This window comes from Rhodoblastus sp. (assembly GCF_052145335.1).
GTDB lineage: Bacteria > Pseudomonadota > Alphaproteobacteria > Rhizobiales > Beijerinckiaceae > Rhodoblastus.
On record NZ_JBKQOU010000041.1, the window covers coordinates 1 to 2,892 of the forward strand.

General features: G+C 62.7%; 2 protein-coding genes. Both read right to left on the minus strand.

What is annotated here, in order from left to right:
* The coding region (locus ACLP2E_RS02725) for an SNF2 helicase-associated domain-containing protein (protein ID WP_442465085.1) at positions 1–1,259 on the minus strand (1,259 nt) is incomplete at its 3' end.
* Positions 1,260–1,635: 376 nt separating this feature from the next.
* Positions 1,636–2,892: SF1B family DNA helicase RecD2 (recD2, locus tag ACLP2E_RS02730; protein ID WP_442465086.1), on the minus strand; the 1,257-nt coding region annotated here is incomplete at its 5' end.

Sequence of the window (2,892 nt, forward strand, 5' to 3'; positions counted from 1 at the left end):
ACGCCGACCTCCTGATAGGGCCGCAACGTCCCCTTAAGGCTGTCGCCGGGATCGGTTCGAGCCAGGCCTTCTGGACTGCGGCAGTTGGCTAATGCCTCGGCAAGCCAGGGGCCGGCGAGCACCTGTCCCCATTGCGCCGTGGTGGCGGCTTTGGCGGAAGGGCCGATATCGGCGCCCGCCAGCAGACGCATGGCCTCGCCGAATGGAACGCCCTCCTGTTCCGACAGACGCTCGATCCGTTGGAATTTATCGAGTGTTTCGCGCAGACGCTGCTGATCTACCTCGACCCACTTGCCGCGCAAAAGAGCGAGGCCGTGCGTAGCGTCGAGCAGCGCCTCAATTTCCTCGGCAGTGAGACTTTCGCCGTCGAGACTGACCTCGACGCGAAAATCGAGCAGGCCGTCCACGCCGAGAACCGAAGGCTGGGTCGCGCCGACCGTCGCCTCGACCGAGGGTCGGCTAGGCCGGTTCATCCGCCAACTGGCCGGCATCCGAATGACCAGGCCAGCCGTCTCCATCGTTTCGACATCGCGCAGCAAACGCACGGCGTCCTGAGGCTCCCAGCGGAGGGGATGAAAGATTTCGCCCGAGTCGACGATTGTTTTCAGCCATGGGCATGTCTCGGCGGCCTCTTGCACGGGCTTGAGAAGCTGCAACAATTTGGCCTTGTCGCCGGAGCCGGCATATTCGCGCAAAGCCTGGCCGAGCGGCAGGTGTCGCAATTCGCCGTTCGCCGACAGGCTGGACGTATAGGTCGCCATGAAGGCGAAGGGGAATTCCGGATCGCGGCGATTCTCCGCCAGATTGAAATGCACCCGCCCGACCAGGCGCCAGCGGCGATTTCGATTTTTCAGGAAATCCCTGAGCGAGAGGCCGCTTTCAGCAAGTTCGGTATCTAGCGACCGGCCTATTTCGTGCCAGAATTCGACCAGGCCCTTGGGACGCAGATATTCGCCGCCGCGCATCGGCGGCGCCTCGTCGACGAGAGCCGCGAGTTCGCTGGCGGAAGGGGCGGGAAGGGCGCTGCGCTGCGCCGTTTCGCCCAGGCTGCAAAGTTCGGCGATAAAGCGCATGGCGAAATCACGCCACCAGGCCAAGGCTGGCGGCAGGCTGGTTCCCGCTTCCGCCGCCCCGAGGTGAAGAAGGCCATGTCCAGACCCACGGGCGAAGCTCTTCTCAAGCCGCTCCGCAAGCTCGTCAGCCAAAGGCAATTCGTCTTCGACCCGATCGAGTCGAAGCGAACCATGGGGCGTCAGCATTAGGGAAAGCGTGGATGGCATGCCTTAAGGTCGGTTTTGCATGGAGCCGTATCGGTTCGAACTAGCACGGGACGGCATGCTTCACCCAAAAATATTCGTTTGAATTTTTGCATTGATCAGGTCCCTTCCGCCACGCCCGGATGCGTCAGGCGCGGGGACAGCACTATATTGCGACAGCGCCGACGACGCCTTCGATTGCATCAAGCGTCTGATCGCAGCGAAGCGTCGGCGCGGCTATCAAACAGTCATGTGACTGCGCTCGCGCAGGCAGTTGGTTTCGGGTGGAGACATTTTTTGCGCAAACCTCCGTTTCTGGCGCTGAATTTAGGAGGAGGTCGCTTTCGTATGCGGTTCGAACGAAAGCGCCTGGCGTCGATCATGCTGCGGCCCGGTTCCCAGTCAGCCATTCGCGCAGTTTCGTCCAACGTCTTCGCGACCCATGGCTGCGGACGGCGATTGCCAGCGCCTTCCGCTGCCCGACGATGACGACAAGGCGCTTCCCGCGGGTGACCGCCGTATAGACCAGGTTCCGGGCGAGCATGGTGTAGTGCTGCTTCGCCAGCGTGATCACAACGGCGGGGTATTCCGATCCCTGTGACTTGTGGATCGTCGTGGCGTAGGCGGGGACGAGTGCGTCGAGTTCCCCGAACGGATATTCGACCTCGCGCCCGTCGAAATCGACGATAAGGACACCGTCGGTCCGGTCGATGCGCCTGACCCGACCAAGATCGCCGTTGAAGACCTCGCGGTCGTAGTCGTTTTCGGTCTGCATGACCTTGTCGCCAGGAGCGAAGGCCGAGCCGAAACGCTCGATTTTCTCGCCCATGTTCGGATTGAGGGCGTTCTGGAGATCGGCGTTGAGCGCCCGCGCGCCAAGGGCTCCGCGCTGCATCGGGCACAGCACCTGAATGTCGCGGACGGGATCCAGGCCGAAGCGTCGGGGAATTCTGTCGCGGACGATCTCGACGACCTTCGCGGCGCCATCCTCGGGATCGGCCGCCTCGACGAAGAAGAAGTCGGAGTCTTCGCCCGGTTTGGTCCATTCCGGCATCTCGCCGCGATTGATGCGATGCGCATTGACGACGATCCGGCTCTCGGCGGCTTGCCGGAACACCTCGGTCAATCGGGCGACCGCGATGGCGCCGGAATTGATGACATCGGCAAGAACCTGTCCCGGACCGACCGACGGCAATTGGTCGACGTCGCCGACCAACAGCAAGGCCGCCTTCGGGGGAATGGCCTTCACCAGGGCGAACATCAGCGAGGTGTCGAGCATGCTGGTCTCGTCGATGACGAGAAGATCGCAATCAAGCTGGTTCTCGGCGTTGCGTTTGAACCCGCCATGCTTGGGATCGGTTTCCAGCAACCGGTGAATGGTCTTGGCTTCGATGCCAGTCTGCTCGGACATTCGCTTGGCGGCGCGGCCGGTCGGCGCCGCGAGCAAGATCTTCGTTCCCTTGGCAAAGACGATGCGCAGGATGGCGTCGAGCAGCGTCGTTTTGCCGACGCCGGGGCCGCCAGTGACCACGGACGTCTTTGAGCGGAGGACCATCGCGACCGCGGCGCGCTGCGACGCCGCCAGCGTCTTGCCGGTCTTCTTTTCGACCCATGGAATAGCCTTTGCGGCGTCGAT